We start from the raw sequence: 17,757 nt of genomic DNA on the forward strand, positions 1-17,757 counted from the left end.
TAAAAGTTATTTAAAACAATTTGTTGAGTTTGTTGTACTTTCGTATGCTTAAGCAAATAATTATAGCGCTACCGTCCTTGTGTAACTTAACCACCTTTCGCTAACAACCAATCTAAACAACATTTTCCCCATTCTCCACATAAATCAAAAGTACGAATGAAACGAGTAACATTACTACTTGTCATTATTTCCCTTTTCGCCTCAACCCTCGTTCAGGCACACAATGACCAAAAATACAATATTTCGGTTTTCAACCACCAAATCAGAATTGACGAACCCTCAAAGCAACAAGACCTGCGACAACAGGCTATCTGGAAAAAATTTAACCGTCAGTTTGGTCATTGGTATGTCGAGTTTAACACCTTAAATGGTTTGCCTATTCGGGCTGCCGGAACACCCATATCGCTCAATATTTCGGGAACCGAAGAGCAGTTAGCCATTCATTTTGTAAATACTGCGCTGAAAGAATTTAAGTTTCCTGCTTCCTCTTTGCAGTACATCCGTACCAACCATTCAAATCATTTAAGGTATGTATTGTTCAGCCAGTTTTATCAAGGCCTTGAAGTTTTGGGTAATGGTTTAAGTGTCCGGTTTAATCAGCAAAATCAGGTGGTCGCTTTTACTACTGACCTCTACAACAATATCAACCTTTCTCTGCAAACAAGCATTACACCTCAGACAGCCCTGCAACAGGCAGTTGCCGATGTTCCGGGTCAATATACCAACCATACAACTCCGGTACTGAAAGTATTGCCTATCCCAACCCCGTCAGGCTATGACTACAAATTAGTGTATGACTTTACCATTAAAGGCAAAACCAACCTCGGTGAACCTGTGTTTTTCCGGGTTTGGACCGATGCCAATGACGGTACTATTTACTACCGCCGCAACATCGTATGCAGTATAGATGTTGAAGAAGCCGCTTCGCTGTTTCCTGTTAACGGAGAAGCAACCTATAACCCGACTTTCGACCCCGTGGCGGTTAGTTTTCCCAATATGCGTATCCAAATCGGAGCAACCAATTTTTATACCGATGAGAATGGAAATTTGGATTATACCTTTCCTCCCGGTATTCCCGTTACCGTTAATGCCACCGCATATCTTGAAGGACAATACAGCCGTGTGTATATCGGCGAAACGGGCAACACCGTTCCATCTTTCCCGGTAAGCATTGTGCCCGGATCTTCCGAAATTACAGTGCCGGCCGGTGCGGCATCCATCACACAATTTTCTGCTTTCTATCATGTCACGCAGCAGCACAATTTTATGAAATCGTGGATACCCGCCATGACAATCATGGATTTCCCGATGGTTACCCGCGTTGATATTACAGATGGAAGCTGCAATGCCTTTTACGACGGGTCTGTCAATTTCTATGCCCAGGGAGGTGGATGTTACGCTTCGGCTTTGTTCAACGACATCATTTTTCACGAATACGGTCACGGTATCAACTACTATTTCTACGATTTTAAAGGGGGCGATTTTAACAACGGCTCATTGGGCGAAGGATATGCCGATGTTTGGGGTTTGGGGCATACCGAATACCCGATTTTGGCAAAAGGATTTAATATGGGCAATGTCAACTCATCCATCCGCCGCTACGACATCAACCCCAAAGTATATCCGCAGGATTTGACCGGACAGGTTCACGACAATGGAGAAATTATTGCCGGTGCTTGGTGGGATTTGGGCGTACAAATCGGCGTTCAGGAAATGTTCAACATCTTCATCAATTCGCACGACGGCGTTCCCATGCGTCCCGACGGACAAGAAGGCACTCTGTACAGCGATATTTTGTTTGAAGCCCTCATTGCTGATGACGACAACGGAAACATCGCAGACGGAACCCCAAACAGCATTGCCATTATTGACAATTTTGCCCTGCATGGCATCTTCCTACAAATCAGTGGTGAAATGAACCATACAGAATACCCGCTTATTGAACCCACCGAACTGGCACAAATTAACTTTACCCTTTCAATTGATTTTAACTACCTGCCCTTTGTGGAGGAAGTCGGACTTTGGTACAGAACCGATCGCACACAACCCTATACCTATACAAATGCTGTAGCGTTGTCCGGTGGTAATAATTATACCGGGTTTATTCCCTTTCTCACTGCCGGAACTGTAGTAGATTATTACCTCGAACTCAGCGACAATGTGGGCGGCGTTCCGTTTTCAAATCCATACCTTGCAAACCGCACTTCCAATCCAAACCTTCCTTTCCAACTATTGGTAGGGTACGAAACATTAGAAGCAGATAACCTGTTCGGAACTGCTGCACAATGGTCCTTAAACGCTCCCGGTGATGATGCAGGTACCGGATTATGGACGATTGGTTCGCCGAATGCTTCTTTTGTTGATGACGACATCATGGTACAAACCGACACCGACAACACCCCTGATAATAACAACTATTGTGCTTTTACAGGCAATGCCAACACCACTGCTTCAGTTGGTAACAACGATGTAGATGATGGACGCACTACCCTGACCTCGAAAGCATATAACCTCATGCAGTTTACCAATCCTGCTTTTTCCTATTATCGCTGGTACACCAATGACCAGGGTGCTAATCCCGGCAATGACTTCTGGGAAGTCTATATTTCCAATAACGGGGGATCAACCTGGGTTCCCGTTGAAAACACCAATGTTGCAGACCATAGCTGGCGTTTGGCGGCTCTCAGAGTACAGGACTATCTGCCTCTTAGTTCCGATGTGCGTCTTCGGTTTATTGCTTCGGACAATGTAATTGCGGGAGCTCCTTCTGATGGAGGAAGTCTGGTTGAAGCCGCTATTGATGATCTTGTTCTGTACGAACAAGCAGATGAGGCGACCGTAGGAATTAATCCGGCAAACGAATCTGCACTCTTGGTTTATCCCAATCCGGCAAAAGACTTCTTATTGGTTCAACTTGCAACCACCAATTCAGAAAAAGCCATTGTTACACTTTATAACACCATCGGGCAGGTTGTATTTACCCATTCCGACCTTTCCGGACAACCTTTGCGCATTAACACTTCTTCTTTGTCAAACGGAGTTTATCTGCTTAAAGTAAACGAAGGAAAAGACACTCATGTCAGAAAAGTGCTGATTGGCAACAAATAACCAGATTTGAGTGGAGGCAATCTAAATCCTCTGATTGTCCCATATAGCAGTTAATAAAACAGGCAAGGCAGTTTTCTATTGCACTGCCTGTTTTTTTTTTGCTTCGACAACAATCAATCCTTCTGACTAATGTTTGACGAAAGGTTAATTAGTCTGCGCTGCATAATAATCTCTTAGAAGGACAAAGTTTGGAATGTGTAATGCAATTAGATTTGACTTTTTGAAAATACCCTTCATATTAATCGAGTGTAAAAAACAAAAAATGAATATTATCAGCACAACAGGACTGGTCAAACGATTTGGAAATACCGTAGCAGTAAATAAAATTTCGGTTCAGATTAATGAAGGAGAAATTTATGGGTTTTTAGGGCTTAACGGCGCGGGAAAAACTACTCTGATCCGACTTTTGCTGGGTATGGTAAGACCTGATTCTGGAAGTGTGAGCCTGTTCGGAAAAATTCTGACCTCCAATTTCGATCAGTGGAACAAGATAGGATACTTAGTAGAAACACCTTATTCCTACCCCAACTTGTCGGTTTACGACAACTTGAAAGTATTTTGCAAATTGCGTCAATTAAGCAATCCATCTGCCATAGACCGTATCATTGAAAAACTAAAACTCACTAAATACAAAAACATCAAAGCAAGCGCTTTGTCTTATGGCAACCAACAACGATTGGGACTTGCCAAAGCTCTCATCCACCAACCTAAACTTTTAATTTTAGATGAACCGGTAAATGGTTTAGATCCGGAAGGTATCGTAGAAGTGCGGGAACTCCTGACTGCTCTTGCCAACCATGGAACTACCATTTTTATTTCAAGCCATATACTAAGCGAAATTTCCAAACTTACCCATCGTATAGGCATTATTCACGAAGGTAAACTTATCAAAGAATTAACTACCGCTGAATTGTCCGGCCACATCATTAAAAAAATATTGGTGAAGACCACCGACAACAATAAAGCGATACAATGCCTGATAAACAAAGGCTATACCGTAGTACATGGTGGAGAGCATGAACTTGAAATCTCCAATACTGAAGCATTGGAACACCCCGAATACGTATCAAAACTGTTGACAGAAAACGGATTTCCACCCATACAGATTTACCGTTTCACCGAAGACCTTGAAATGTATTTCCTGAGAACTATTAAAGCCTTTACATCATGAAAGCGCAATTCAGGGCTTTAGAAGCCGAAATGATTAAAATCAAATCCTCACCCATACTTTGGGCAACATTCGTTGCTTTTGCGTTAGCTCCTGTGATGGGAGGGGTCTTTATGCTTATACTTCAGGACAGTGAGGCTTTAGCAAAAGCAGGAGCACTTGCCATCAAAGCAAATGCCATGAACTTTGAAGCAAACTGGGTTTCTTATTTTGACATACTCATACAAGCTGTTGGTGTTGGCGGGGTGATGGTTTTTGGGTTTGTCATCAGTTGGGTTTTTGGACGGGAATATTCAGACGGTACCGCAAAAGATTTGCTTGTGCTGCCAACTTCAAGAATAACAATCCTAAATGCAAAATTTATGGTGTATGTTATTTGGTGTTTTGCTTTAGCCGTCTCCAACTTGCTTGCCGGACTGATAATTGGTACTTTGCTCCAATTGCCGGCAACGGATATAGCTTTGTTAATCCCAAAACTAACCAGCTATGCGGTAACCACCGCTCTGACAGTCATTGTTGGTATTCCTATTGCATTCTTTGCCTTATATGGTAAAGGATATCTGGCACCCCTTGGCTTTGTGGCATTGACTTTAGTTTTTGCACAAGTAATTGCAGCTATCGGATATGGCTCATATTTCCCTTGGTCTATTCCCGGACTTTACAGTGGGGCGGGTGGTGAATACCGATTGTTGCTGAATCATTACAGTTATACCATTTTAGTACTTACAGGAGCTGCAGGCTACCTGACAACTACCATTTACTGGAAAAGAGCCGATCAGACAAAATGAAAGAGGAGTGCTTTTAAGTTTTTCCAATCCCTGTCTTTACCGCTTAACTAAAAATTCACCTGCGCCTGTATTCTCAACAGGTTTCCGGTTTGGTAATTGTTTTGATTCAGAAAGTCTTCAAATCTTCTCTTGGATATAGTATAATTCATTACCAATTCAAAATATTTGGATGCCTGCCATTCTACCCCAAACTCCCATTCATTTAAGCGGTAGCTTCTTGCGTCTTTTTCGTGTTTTTTCCCACCTTTATAAGCATGAAACCGGGCAAAGGGAATTATCACCCGTTTGTTTATGCTGACCAAATAGCTTGTTGTTATATAGCCCCCATATAAAGACCTCACTTCAATTGAATCGGTTAGGGTATTAAATTCAGGACCTTTTCCGATATTATATTCTGCCTGAATTCCAAAGGGTTTGGGGTATAATACAAACGAAGCGGCAATCCGTTGATCGGTATAATTTAAGTCTGGCTTGTATTTCACTCCGTCGCTTAAATTAGAGGGCTGAATAACATATTTTCCGGTATAACCCTGAATTCCGGCTTCAATGATTTGTGTTTTTAATTCAACAGGATAAGTAAATCGGGCAACAAAATGCGGTTCGTCGTTGAGTTCATTCAGGTTGGCAGTTTGTCCGTTGAAAACACCAAGTCCAAAAAGTCCGTAGTCGCCACTGCCCTTCAGCCCTTCACTGACTAAACGCGACAAAAGTTTTCTTTTTTCTTTTGGTGCCCAGTAAAAGAAGATTCCCAAATCGCGTTCGTTACTGACCGCACTGTTCAGGGCATCGTTTCTGTCCAATGGAATCCTGTTTTGGCTGGACTGCAGGTTTTCAAATCCAAACGGCACTTTGCTCTGTCCTATTCGGAATCTAAATTCGTTGTTTTTATCAACCCCCACATCAAAATAGGCATCTCTGAGTTGAGCGAAATGCAGGCGGTCGCTACTTGCGCTGCTTGCAAAATCGGGTTGGACATAAAAATAAACTTGTTTGCTGATTTGCCCGAAAAAAATTATCCGCATCCGTCTGATAAAAAATCCACCTCCTTTGCCCCATGATTTATCGCATTGCTCACACCTCAGGTTTTCGTTGGTTTCGAGCAACCTGTTATATCGCACCTGAGCATACCCTCTGATAGAAATGTTTTCGTACCATTTTTTGGGCTGAATGGTTTCCTGTTGTGACTTCTTTAGGTGTAAAGAATCAACTTGCGAATAACCCCAAACCGGAATAACCAATAGGGTTAGAAAGATTAATTTATTCATGCGCTGTCATAATACATCGCAAAAATACAAGGATTTCAATAAAATTGAAGTACTTGCATGGTATGGCTCGGGAGTTTTAAAAAAAGCAGTTCTGTTTTTTTCTCAGTCCGGTGTTTCAAGTTTATTTGGAAAACACCCGACCCAGTTTTTCTATCCTGTAAATACAGAGCAAGTATGCTAAAATCAATGCGATTCGAAAGGCATAAGCGGGTATCACTGGTAAATCGTTGACCCAAAAAGCGTTTGTAAGAACTGCCAAAATTCCTAACCAGATATAGCCAGTCAGTTTCAGGGATTCGTAGGGAATGGGGTAATATTTTTTTCCGGCTATAAAAGATACAATTACCATGATGGTATAACAGGCAAGGGTTGCCCAGGCGGCACCCATGTAACCAAAATAGGGAATCAGCAGCATATTGAGGAGGATGGTAATGGCTGCACCCAACAAAGAGATATAAGCCCCAATTTGAGTTTTGTTGCTCAGCTTGTACCAGATAGATAGGTTGTAGTAAATGCCTAACATCAGGTTTGCCATCAGTAAAAAAGGAACCACTGCCAAACCAACCCTGAAAGGCTCACCGATAAATCGTTCAAAAATATCCATAAACAACATCACCCCTATAAAAATAAGCGTTCCGGCAATGACGAAATATTTCATTGAAGCGGCGTAAAGTTTGGGTGCATCTTCCCGGGCAGCTTGTGCAAAAAACAAAGGCTCGGCAGCAAAACGGTAGGCTTGGGTAAACAGGCTCATTAAAATACTCAGTTTGTAACATGCGCCGTAAATACCCAACATGCTTTGGTTAGTGTCTGGGTCGTAGGGGAGCAGGTATTTTAAAATCACCCTGTCGAGCATTTCGTTGACAATTCCGGCAAAACCAACAACCACTAAAGGCAAGGCATACACCATCATACTTTTCCACAATTGGTAATCGAACCTGAAACGTATTTTCAACCATTCGGGCATTAGCAACAACAGGGTAACTATTCCTGCAATGAGGTTGGCTAAAAACACATACCCCACCCCAATCTCGGGTTGATACCAGACTCCGATAAAGGCATATTTTTCGGCCCAAACCGGACAAAGCAACAGGAAAAACAAGGTAAGGCCAATATTGACTCCGATATTGACCAATTTGATTCCTGCAAAGCGGAAGGCCTTTTCCTGATACCGCAACCGCGCAAACGGAATGGCACTAAGAGTATCTAACCCGATAATGAACGCAAACCAGATAAGATATTCGGGGTGTTGCGGATAGTTTATCAAGTCTGATAAATGTCCGGAAAAACCGGTCAATATACCTACAAACAAGGCCGTACTTGCCAACAAGGAGAGCATGACCGTGCTATATACCCGTTCCATGTCTTGCGCCTGCCGGATGTAACGAAAAAAGGCGGTTTCCATGCCATAGACAAACAGCACCAGCAAAAACCCGGAATAGCTGTACCATTCGGTGATAACTCCGTATTCGCCTTCGGAATAAACGCGGGTCAGCAATGGAGTAAGCAGATAGTTCAGCAACCTTCCGACAATGCTGCTCAACCCATAAATTGCAGTTTGTCCCGCTAATTTACTAAGTACGTTGCGATTGGTCAATGATCAATTTGTTTGAACAGGGCAAAGGTATATATTTTTACAACCTATCCATCAACCCAATCTTTCAACCGTCTTTTTTGCAAAACGACCGGAAAAGTCAGGGTTTGATTGCAGGTCTTCGGGTAATTTTCGGAATTATCAATCAGGTTTAAACTTTGGATTGGCGATAAAAACCGAATCTGTCAATGATTCAAGAAAAGCAAGGAGGTCGAGCCGTTCCTTTTCATTCAATTCAAAAGGCTGTATCAACGGACTTTTATTGGGATGAGATGTACCGCCGCTTTGGTAATGGTCAATCACTTCAGACAGGGTAAGTAAGCTTCCATCGTGCATATAAGGAGCTGTCAAGGCGATGTTTCTCAATGTTGGAATTTTGAAAACCCCGATATCATTGGGGTCAAGGGTTAGCCTAAATCGTCCTTCGTCTGCATAGCTCTCATATAGCCCGTTATTTTCAAACCCGTTGCTGGTAAAGTTAAACCCGCTATGACAATGACCACATTTGGCCTTTTCGCCAAAAAATATCTGTTTTCCGGCGGCAGCTTCAGGACTCAAAAATTGAGGGTTGTCTGCCGAAGCGTTTCCGCTGATTAATGTTCGCTGAAAAGCAGCCAGGGCTCTTGTAATGGTAAATGGGGAAGGGGATTGTCCATAGGCTAAATAGCTCAACTGCACATATTTGGGATTTGATTGCAGTCGTTTTGCTGCTTCGCCAATGGTAAAATCCATTTCGGCATGTTCGGTAATAGGCGTGAGTGCCTGAATTTCGAGCGTTTCTACCCCTCCTTCTTTAAGTAAAAAAGGAAGATATCCCACATTGGTCAGGGTTGGTGAGTTTCTAAAACCCAAACGTCCGGCAACGCCTTTGCTCAAAGGCCGATCATCAGAAAAAGCGAGATGTTGCTGATGGCAGGAAGCACAGGAAATGGTCGAATCGACCGATAAAACAGGATCATAAAACAGTTTTCGCCCGAGGTTTACCCTGGCTTTGGTCATCAAATTATCGTCAGGGATGGGCATAGGGGGGAAACCAACGGGTATAACCAATTGATAGGGCGTTTCGTCCATATCCGGAATCAAGTTATCGTCTTCCCTACAGGAGAAGAGCGTAAACATACCTGAAAACAGGATGAATAGGAACAAAATCCTTATCATGGCTTATCCGGTTATGCTTTAAAGACAAAGTTCTGTATCTCAAAGTTTGACCCTGTTAAACTCCGGTGCAGATAATCATAAACCTGCTATTTGGCGCATTACTTCTTCTGCATGAAAGCGCGAGTTTTCAATATACCAGATATTAGTATGCGTACCCCCACAAATCGTACCGGCCATAAACACACCCGGCAAATTAGATTCATAAGTCCCCGGGTTGTAATCCGGCAAAGTATAACCTTCTTCGTTTACGAGTATCTTCACACCCAATTTGTTCAACCATGAAAAATCGGGATGATAGCCGGTCATAGCCAATACAAAATCATTAGGCAAAATTATCTTGCCTTCAGGGGTAATAATTTCTACCTCATTTTCTTTTATATGACTGATTTGGCTATTGAAAAAAGCAGAAACAGACCCTTCTTTTATTCGATTTTCAATATCTGGTTTAACCCAATATTTTACTCCTTCCTTAAGGGTTGACTTTCTGACCATCAACGTAACCTTCGCTCCTTTCCGATAGGTTTCAAGGGCTGCATCAACGGCGGAATTACCGCCACCTACCACCAATACATTTTGGTTACTATAGAGATGCGGGTCGTCGAAATAGTGTCTGACCTTTGGAAGGTCTTCTCCTGCTACCCCCAGCAGGTTGGGTTTGGTAAAAAACCCGGTAGCGATGACTACACAACGGGTAGTATAACTATTTTTGGAAGTTTCGACAAGATAACCTCCCGTCTGAGGGAGTAAGTTGTTTACTTTTTCATACAATCGAATATTGAGCTTAAAAGACTCCGCCACTTTTCGAAAATACTCCAGCGCTTCGCGTCTTGTTGGACGGTCGCCATGTGAAACAAACGGGATATTGCCCAGTTCGATATTGTCGGAGGTAGAAAAAAAAGTCATATTAGCGGGATAGTCATAGACTGATTGTGTCAGACATCCTTTTTCGAGGATGAGGTAACGGAGCCGGGTTTGTTTTGCGGCAATACCACATGCCAAACCAATAGGCCCTGCTCCTATAATGACAACCTCGTAATCTGTTGATTTTAAATCTGGCATATATGGCTTAATTTATCCCCTTTTAATCATCCCAAAGGTAACTGTTTATGCTTCTTTGTTCGTGAACAGATGTTTTTAATAACAAACGGATATTCAGAAAAAAAGTACATCTGCTCATAAAAAGGGAACAATTACGCCAAAGTAGTTGGGTGTTTAATACAGGATAGTTACTTTGTGAACGTTTTTCGCATGTTTGTACCAAAAAACAAAACTATGAATCGATTAGTTGTATGGATTTTACTGATAGTTGCTGCTACATTCACAGGTTGTTCCGATTCACAAGTTAAAGATGCATTAGGAGGAGGGACCCAACCTACATCAACCGGTGATATAGACGAAGTGGTTTTGCTCATAGATGATAAGTTGTTAAAAGGCGAACCCGGTGAAAACCTTCGCTTTCATTTACAACAGGATTATGTGATGTTGCCTCAAAGCGAACCCATGTTCGACTTGCGTCCGCTTGGCAGCATGAAAGCATTCGGAAGCATGTTGCAGCGAAGTGCTGTCGTGTTGATAGTTGCCGATTTGAGCGATAAAGATAACGACATTACACAGTCCGTTACAGAACAATTGCAGCGATTTACCAATGAAGGTAAGGAAGTTCCCCCGTTTTTTGCGAGGCGCGATGTATGGGCAACCCCTCAACGGGTGATCTATATTTATGGCAAAGATATCGCCGAATTAAGCAAAAGCATCAACGCCCATGCTAACGGAATTGTTAAACAGCTTTATGAAATTGGAGATCAGAAAGCCTACAACAACGCCTATTCAACTAAAGAAAACGAAGGATTGACGGCAAACCTGGAAAAAAAATACAAGGTTTCGGTTAAAGTGCCTCATCTGTTTGAAAGTGCAACACAAACCGACAATTTTGCATGGCTTCGTTTCGACAATCAGGCAACCGAAGAAGTCCAAAATATCCTGATCTATACGGAGCCCTACTCCGGTAATACCCCTCCCCAGATAACTGAAGCATTAGCCGTCTCTATCAGGAATAAAGCAGGTAAATTTGTATCCACACAGATTGAAGGCAGCTATATGGCGGCAGACACTACCCTTGGATTTGTCAGTAAATCATCCCTGCTTCCATCCGGAATAGAAGTTTTGGAGGTAAGGGGATTGTGGCGGATGTATGGAGATTTTATGGGCGGGCCGTTTATATCCTATTGCTTTAACGATACCGCAAACAGACAGATTGTTTTGACCGATGGTTTTGCTTATGCTCCAAAAGTAGATAAACGCCGTATTATGAGACGGATAGAGATGATATTGAAAACGACTAAAATCTCATCGGGAAAATAGCTGAGTTCATTAGTCTTTTATTTATCTGCTTTTGTGCTTTTATAAGAGAAACCCTTTATTAAAGCCTAAATTCTTCTAAAAGGCTTAGTTGTTAAAAAAAATCAAGGCAAAACAGATTGAGTTACTACTGCCCTGCCTTGAAATCTGTTTATGGTTACCGTTTTTTCTTATCTCTTTTTAACTTGTTTTTCAACCGGTTAGATTTAGTGTTGGTTGCATTTGAAAAATCATAACTATTGATATAGCTGTCAATTTTTTTGTCTAACATTTCCTGCTCGGCTTGTTTGTTGTTTTTTGGGTCCGGAGTTGTGGTCGTTGGCGGAGGAGTATTGTTTGCCGGTTGTGTAACCACTGTTTTATTAGCCGGTTGGGTAGTAGGCGGAGGTGTAGTTACCGGTTGTTTGGGCTGCGATGGTGTTGTTGTAGTTGTTGGCTGAGTAGTTGTCGCCGTTGTGTTGTTGAACCGGGTTTCACCGGGTTTATAAGGTTGGATGGCGGTTGTGGTATTGGGGTTGGCGGTTGTGGTATTGACCGAAGGATTTTTTGCGGGTGTTTTTTCAGAATTATAAACCGTGGTATTTGTGTTTGTGGTTGTATTGGTGGTGACAGGTAATGTATAAGGAGCAGAGATATAAGGTTCAGGCATAGTAGTCGAAATAACACCCGGAGTTGAATGAGGTACAGCGTAGATATTTGAAGGCTGAGCAACATCGGTGCTTCGGTAAGTTGCGGTATTGTCTTCGGGTTTAGACACAGTTGCCGGATTTCCTGCCGGCAGGGCCGGATTAGTGTTTATAGTAGGGGTGGAAGTAACGTTAGCAGTTGTAACAGGGACTGTCGGCTGAGCGCCGGTAGCCGATAGCGGCATATTCCATTCACTTTTGCCGATAACCCTTCCCCGTACATTATTTTTATATTCTACCAAAAAAGCATCGGGAAACCCGTTTTGTTGAATTTTGGCAAGCGCATCAGATGCCGCAGCTCTTGTATCATAGCTACCAATCATTACACGGTTAATTTGGTTGGCGGCAACTTCGGCTTCAACTTTGCCAAACTGGGCGACACGGTCAAAATCCTTTAAATTTAATTTTTTAAACGCTCCCACCTGAACTTTGTAAGTAATCCCTTCTGTTTTGGTTTCCGCCAGAGAGGCCGGCAGATAATTATGGGTTACAATCGGTTCCACCGAACGGTTGACCGCTGCGTTTCCCTTGGTTTCAGCAACCAAATCGGGATTGGTGTTTGAATGAAACGCCATTGTTTGAGTGGCTTTCATATCCACAGCAAGTATTTTGTCTATTTCATTAAAGGTGGGATTAACTGCATAAATTATCCCTTTGGCATCAATCAGGTAAGTATAAGGCAACTGTTGAACTTTGTATGAATCGGCAGTACCTGAATAAAAATCATAGACATGATATGTTCCGGGGAGTTTATCGGCGTTCAGGGTATTGATCCAGTTCGTTCTATCACTGTCTAAAGAAACCGTAAACAGTTTAAATCCTTGTGCATTTGGAAAAGAAAGTTTCTCATATTTGTGGTACAGGGCATACACATTCGGCGAATTAGCCCTTGAACTTGGATCCCATGAAGCCCAAAAATAAACCAGCACAATATTTCCGTTCAAACTGCTTAAAGAACGATTTACATTAGCAGGGTCGGGCAAATTTATATCAGGCGCTTGTTCACCTACCCGAAGTTGAGCCTGTACGGGTTCGGTAAATATAAACATGAATGAACAAAGCACAATAAAAAGTAAAAGGATTCTGTATTTCATGGCTGACATGTTAAAAAGTGAAACAAAAGGATATAAGTTACTAACTAAGAAAGGTAAAATTTTTATCAAATTAAGATTTATGTTGCCTGCGTTAGGGATATAAGAACGCAAAACTATCCGGGTTTATTTAGTATAAACAGATGCACAATTATCATTAAACAATAATCTGGCTTTTATTTAAAAAAAAGTAAAAAGAGCAGAATGTTTAAAAAGTGCATGGATTTTTCACGTATCAACAAATGTTTTTAAATTTTTCGCCTAATTATTAACCAAAAACCACCAATTTTCACTCACACATAATTGGGATAAAGGTAAAGCAAATTTTGAAACAATTGCATGTTTTTTCAAAGATAGAAAAATACGGTACGAGTTTGTTCCTTATTTGAATGATGATTTTAACTTTTTCTGGTACTATGCAAGGTACACCACAATAATTTTAGTATCAAAAAAACAAAGTTTGTATTACCTTAGCGGTGAAAATTCAGTGATTTCACAAAAAGCCGGCTAAATCCTGCCATACCTTAAACATCCTGCTAAATTATCAGAAACGCAGGATTAAATATACATAGCAAACAGATAGGTGGAAGACAATTACAAACAAATAGGCATGCGCCGCAAGTTGTTGAGTGAAATAGAACAACAAGGCATTACCAACGAGCAGGTTTTGAAGGCTATGTTCGCTGTACCGCGGCATGTATTTTTTGAAAAAGCCTTTTTAGAAAAAGCCTACGAAAATGTTGCTTTTCCAATAGGTGAGGGGCAAACTATTTCGCAGCCTTATACCGTAGCCTATCAAACCCAATTGTTGGAGGTAACCAAAGGGGATAAAATTTTGGAAGTCGGAACCGGTTCCGGCTATCAGGCCTGTATATTAGCCGAAATGGGGGCGCGGGTTATCACCATAGAGCGCAACCGGAAACTTCACGAAAAAGCCAGGGATATGGTCCGGCTATTGGGCTATTCTTCTATCACCCTTATTTTTGGAGATGGATATGAGGGCGCTCCAATATATGCCCCGTTTGATAAAATTTTGGTAACCGCAGCAGCTCCCGAAATCCCTCAAAAATTGCAGGCTCAATTAAAAACAGGGGGGATTTTGGTCATCCCGGTTGGAAGCGATCATACTCAGGTCATGTTGAAGATTTCCAAAATTTCAGAAAATGAATTTCTCGAAGAAAAGGGGCAATTATTCAAATTTGTTCCTTTGCTGAAAGGGCTGATCGGTTAAATTGACATTCCTGAAATACCTGTTTTACTGCCTTACTTTCCTGAATTAGAGGGATAATTAAAACTAACAGGTAACAAAAGAAACAAAACAGCAGTAATTACGTATCAGCAACAGAGAGTTTTTTACATTTCTTTTACATTGAAAATTCACTGATCAATACTAAAATAGTGTTGACTTCGTTACCTTTACTTAAAATTTTAGAAAACAACTTTTTTTATTACCATTAAAAGCGAAAAACGTATGCGCAGACTTCTATTATTTATTGCTTTGACCTTTGTCTTTACATTGGGAACACAAGCACAATCTGAGCGCACCTGTGCCGCTATGGATGTACTTTCAGAGCAACTGGCAAATGACCCCTCCCTCCAGGGAAAGATGGAGGCCATTGAGCGTCATTATGAAGATTTTATCGAATCCGGTGCTCATTTGCACGACCGTGTGGTTGTTACTATTCCTGTTGTGTTTCACATCATTCACAATGGCGATGCTGTAGGTTCTAACGAAAACATCAGCGATGCCTTGATTATGGCGCAATTAAACCAGCTAAATCTCGATTTTCGCAAATTAAATTCGGATGCTTCTTTAGTGCCCAGTTTATTTGCCGGAGTAGCTGCCGATGCTGAAATTCAGTTTTGTCTGGCACAACGCACTCCTGCAGGAGCAGCCACCACGGGTATTAACCGCGTGTATTACAATCAGTCTGCGCCTACTACCTCTTATATGAACAACACCGTTAAACCTGCTACTATTTGGGACAGATCAAAGTACCTAAATATCTGGACAGCCAACCTGAGCGGTGGTATTTTGGGTTATGCTCAGTTTCCGGGCGGTAGCGCCAGCACCGATGGCGTAGTTTGCCTTCATAGTTCGGTAGGCTCGGTAGCCAATCCTAACCCTGCCGGCGGCGTTTATGGTAAAGGCCGAACTGCTACGCACGAAGTCGGTCACTGGCTTAACCTTCGCCATATCTGGGGAGATGCTACTTGTGGCAACGATCAGGTGAGCGACACTCCCGTTCACAATACTGCCAATTATGGCTGTCCTTCCTATCCTCATTACAGCACTTGTAGCGGCTCGCCGGTAGAAATGACCATGAACTATATGGATTATACGGACGATGCTTGTATGTATATGTACACCACAGGTCAAAAAAGCCGTATGCAGGCTGTGCTTGCTGCCGGAGGTTCGCGAGCTTCTTTAGCTACTTCTAACGGATGTACACCTCCATCAGGCACTTCATGTGGAACCCCCGGAAGCTTAAGCGCTTCAGGTGTGTCTCAAACGGGCGCAACACTAAACTGGGGTACAGTATCGGGCGCTACAAGTTATAATGTACAATATCGTCAAACAGGTACTTCTACTTGGTCAAACACCACTTCAACATCTACATCTGCTGCTGTATCAGGACTTACCTGCAATACAGGATATGAGTTTCAGGTTCGGGCAGTTTGCGGAACCACCACCGGTTCTTACAGCGGCTCGGCAACTTTCACCACATCTGCATGTGGCGGCACCTCCTGCGGCACGCCCGGCGGGTTAAATGCAACCGGTATTACTCAAACCAGTGCTACCTTAAACTGGGCTGCGGTTTCGGGAGCAACAAGTTATAATGTTCGCGCAAGACAAGTTGGCACTACAACCTGGTCAACCGGAACAGTAACCTCTACCTCTGTGAATTTTACAGGACTGACCTGCAACACCAACTACGAGTTTCAGGTTCAGGCAGTTTGCGGAACAACAACAGGCACTTACAGTGGCTCAGCTAACTTCACTTCTTCGGCTTGTTCAACGACTTGTACCGATACCTATGAGTCCAACAATTCCCAATCAGCCGCTAAAACAATTCCCAAAAACACCACCATCAGTGCTTTAATCGGAAGTTCGACTGATTCTGATTGGTTTAAATTTACGCTTACTTCTACAGAGAAAAACATCAGAGTAACTTTATCCAATCTTCCTTTCGATTACGATCTTAGGCTGTACAGAAATAATACACTATTAGCTACATCCCAAAACGGCGGAACTGCGAATGAAGTGATTATTCGCAACAACACATCTACCAGTGGCACTTATTATATAAGAGTGTATGGATATAACGGTGCTTTCAGCACCACACAATGCTATAACCTTTTGGTAGAAACAAGTGCAACTGCGTTTAAACTCAGCTCAGATGCTGCCGAATTGGCTTTAGAACAGACTCCGGTAACCTTCAACGTGTACCCCAATCCTGTTTCTGGAATTGCAAACATACGCCTTGTTCAGGGTACCAATGATGAGCCGGTCAATATTTCGGTATTTGATTTAACCGGTCGTTTGGTGATTTCCCAAACCGCAAATAACACCAAAGAAGCAGGTGATTTTGCATTGGATTGTACTAACCTTTCTGACGGCATCTATATCATCCGTATCGAAACCGGTCAGGAAGCAGTATCTAAGAAAATTATTATTCAACACTAACCCAATTAGAGTTGTCTTGTTTTCCTTTAAACGATAACACTGAATTAAGCCCCTTGAAATTTAACTTCAAGGGGCTTTTTCATTACGCTATCTGTGAATTGCCGAATTAACCTGTATTCGGTCTATATTCCTCCGGGTCTATCAAATAATGACTCTTTTTTTTGCACCCCTGCAAAGAATCATCGTCTCCTTGCATTGGTTCATTGCACCGCTGCATTAACATAATGCGCCCCTGCAAAACTTAGAATCACCTCAGTTTCACTTTATTGCACCTCTGCAATAACTCAAAGTACCCCTGCAATGGCTTATTGCACCCCTGCATAACTTCATTTTGCCTGCTTTACAGTTTATTGCACCCCTGCAAAACTTGTAATCACCTCCGATTCACTCTATTGCACCCCTGCAATAACTCAAAGTACCCCTGCATTCACCTAAAGTCAACCTGCAATAACCTAAAGCTGACTGTGTTTTTCGCTTCAAATCTTGTTTTTTTGTTTTGTGGTGTTTAGAGATATGGGCTGTTATTTGAAGTAGGGCAGGTGTTTTTTGTTCTAAAGCAGATGCCTTTTTTGAATTAGGTCAGCAGTTTTGGTTAAAACCGCAGGTCATTGTTGAGTTCTGTCTCTGTTTGGAGCATAAGTTGGGCACTTTAGAGAATGACTGTAAAAAACGCTAATCCGCCTTTATGGTGTTGTCAGCCTGTTAAATATTCCAATTCAATTTTTATAACGGTCAATCTTTGTCCTGTTAAACAGGTGGTCCTTGTATTTCAAATGCCGGAAATTTTGGCTGAGCTCCCAGTGATTGATTTAACCATACCCTTTATTTTGACACCTGCTCTATTGTCGTCAGG

General features: G+C 42.2%; 11 protein-coding genes. 6 read left to right on the forward strand and 5 right to left on the reverse strand.

From position 1 onward, the window contains the following. Positions 1-156: 156 nt before the first annotated feature. The 3 genes from IPM47_04345 (at position 157) to IPM47_04355 (ending at position 5,064) form a co-directional block, all read left to right on the forward strand. A complete protein-coding gene (locus IPM47_04345) occupies positions 157-3,108 on the forward strand; it encodes a T9SS type A sorting domain-containing protein (GenBank protein QQS30188.1) in 2,952 nt (983 codons plus the stop codon). Between the two features lie 262 nt (positions 3,109-3,370). Further along, complete coding sequence (locus IPM47_04350; GenBank protein QQS30189.1) at positions 3,371-4,279, forward strand: ABC transporter ATP-binding protein; 909 nt, start codon at positions 3,371-3,373, stop codon at positions 4,277-4,279. A gap of 29 nt (positions 4,280-4,308) precedes the next feature. Further along, entirely contained in the window at positions 4,309-5,064 is a 756-nt protein-coding gene (locus IPM47_04355; GenBank protein ID QQS31379.1) for an ABC transporter permease, read from the forward strand. Positions 5,065-5,111: 47 nt separating this feature from the next. Here the strand turns inward: IPM47_04355 and IPM47_04360 are convergent, their stop codons facing one another. The 4 genes from IPM47_04360 to ypdA all read right to left on the reverse strand — a co-directional run bounded on the left by IPM47_04360 (position 5,112) and on the right by ypdA (position 10,140). After that, positions 5,112-6,329, reverse strand: coding sequence for a porin (locus IPM47_04360; protein ID QQS30190.1), 1,218 nt, complete (start codon positions 6,327-6,329; stop codon positions 5,112-5,114). A 121-nt stretch (positions 6,330-6,450) separates the two neighbouring features. Further along, positions 6,451-7,926, reverse strand: coding sequence for a polysaccharide biosynthesis protein (locus IPM47_04365; GenBank protein ID QQS30191.1), 1,476 nt, complete (start codon positions 7,924-7,926; stop codon positions 6,451-6,453). A gap of 138 nt (positions 7,927-8,064) precedes the next feature. Next, positions 8,065-9,042 carry a c-type cytochrome gene (locus IPM47_04370; GenBank protein QQS31380.1) on the reverse strand — a complete coding sequence of 326 codons (978 nt, stop codon included), beginning with the start codon at positions 9,040-9,042 and terminating at the stop codon, positions 8,065-8,067. Between the two features lie 114 nt (positions 9,043-9,156). Then, entirely contained in the window at positions 9,157-10,140 is a 984-nt protein-coding gene (gene ypdA, locus IPM47_04375) for a YpdA family putative bacillithiol disulfide reductase (protein ID QQS30192.1), read from the reverse strand. A gap of 213 nt (positions 10,141-10,353) precedes the next feature. Here ypdA and IPM47_04380 point away from each other — a divergent pair, with 213 nt between their 5' ends. Beyond that, positions 10,354-11,442: a DUF4837 family protein gene (locus tag IPM47_04380; GenBank protein ID QQS30193.1), complete on the forward strand. Its 1,089-nt coding sequence runs from the start codon at positions 10,354-10,356 to the stop codon at positions 11,440-11,442. 154 nt (positions 11,443-11,596) lie between these two features. Here the strand turns inward: IPM47_04380 and IPM47_04385 are convergent, their stop codons facing one another. Continuing rightward, complete coding sequence (locus tag IPM47_04385) at positions 11,597-13,219, reverse strand: redoxin domain-containing protein (protein ID QQS30194.1); 1,623 nt, start codon at positions 13,217-13,219, stop codon at positions 11,597-11,599. A gap of 607 nt (positions 13,220-13,826) precedes the next feature. On the opposite strand from IPM47_04385, the gene IPM47_04390 reads away from it, so the two are divergent. Both IPM47_04390 and IPM47_04395 read left to right on the forward strand, forming a co-directional pair. Then, positions 13,827-14,447 carry a protein-L-isoaspartate(D-aspartate) O-methyltransferase gene (locus IPM47_04390; protein ID QQS30195.1) on the forward strand — a complete coding sequence of 207 codons (621 nt, stop codon included), beginning with the start codon at positions 13,827-13,829 and terminating at the stop codon, positions 14,445-14,447. A gap of 240 nt (positions 14,448-14,687) precedes the next feature. After that, positions 14,688-16,904, forward strand: coding sequence for a fibronectin type III domain-containing protein (locus IPM47_04395; GenBank protein QQS30196.1), 2,217 nt, complete (start codon positions 14,688-14,690; stop codon positions 16,902-16,904). Positions 16,905-17,757 lie beyond the last annotated feature (853 nt).

Source organism: Sphingobacteriales bacterium, from assembly GCA_016700115.1.
Classification (GTDB): Bacteria; Bacteroidota; Bacteroidia; order Chitinophagales; family UBA2359; genus UBA2359.

What these genes read in the sequence shown, in the direction of transcription:
- IPM47_04390 (QQS30195.1), top strand. Translation starts at nt 13,827, where the DNA reads ATGCGCCGCAAGTTGTTGAGTGAAATAGAACAACAAGGCATTACCAAC.
- IPM47_04385 (QQS30194.1), bottom strand. Translation starts at nt 13,219, where the DNA reads ATGAAATACAGAATCCTTTTACTTTTTATTGTGCTTTGTTCATTCATG.
- IPM47_04370 (QQS31380.1), bottom strand. Translation starts at nt 9,042, where the DNA reads ATGTTTACGCTCTTCTCCTGTAGGGAAGACGATAACTTGATTCCGGAT.
- IPM47_04345 (QQS30188.1), top strand. Translation starts at nt 157, where the DNA reads ATGAAACGAGTAACATTACTACTTGTCATTATTTCCCTTTTCGCCTCA.
- IPM47_04350 (QQS30189.1), top strand. Translation starts at nt 3,371, where the DNA reads ATGAATATTATCAGCACAACAGGACTGGTCAAACGATTTGGAAATACC.
- ypdA (QQS30192.1), bottom strand. Translation starts at nt 10,140, where the DNA reads ATGCCAGATTTAAAATCAACAGATTACGAGGTTGTCATTATAGGAGCA.
- IPM47_04360 (QQS30190.1), bottom strand. Translation starts at nt 6,329, where the DNA reads ATGAATAAATTAATCTTTCTAACCCTATTGGTTATTCCGGTTTGGGGT.
- IPM47_04355 (QQS31379.1), top strand. Translation starts at nt 4,309, where the DNA reads ATGATTAAAATCAAATCCTCACCCATACTTTGGGCAACATTCGTTGCT.
- IPM47_04395 (QQS30196.1), top strand. Translation starts at nt 14,688, where the DNA reads ATGCGCAGACTTCTATTATTTATTGCTTTGACCTTTGTCTTTACATTG.
- IPM47_04380 (QQS30193.1), top strand. Translation starts at nt 10,354, where the DNA reads ATGAATCGATTAGTTGTATGGATTTTACTGATAGTTGCTGCTACATTC.